Genomic DNA, 245 nt, shown 5'->3' with positions numbered 1-245 from the left:
GATTACTCCCACTTCCACCACCATAATCACCAGGTCCACCACCCATATCATGTCCGCCATTGCCAGGACCTCCATTTCCACCCCATCCGTCATACATCGTCAGCCTTACCGGTCTTATTACTCTGATGATCACTTCTCCTACATCAATAGGGTTGTCGCTATTTCTGGAAACCGTCTTGGTGTCATAGTAGTCTTGAAATGTATCAATAAGATAAAAAACATCGGAATGTGTGCTTTGGTGAACG

1 pseudogene is annotated in these 245 nt (G+C 45.3%); it reads right to left on the bottom strand.

The features are described 5' to 3' along the window. Positions 1–245: pseudogene (locus tag SB679_RS25825) on the bottom strand (hypothetical protein); the annotation flags it as partial.

The organism is Chryseobacterium sp. SIMBA_029 (assembly GCF_046535275.1).
Taxonomy (GTDB): domain Bacteria; phylum Bacteroidota; class Bacteroidia; order Flavobacteriales; family Weeksellaceae; genus Chryseobacterium.
Note: the sequence above shows the minus strand (reverse complement) of the source record. Positions and strands in the feature narration are given on the sequence as shown.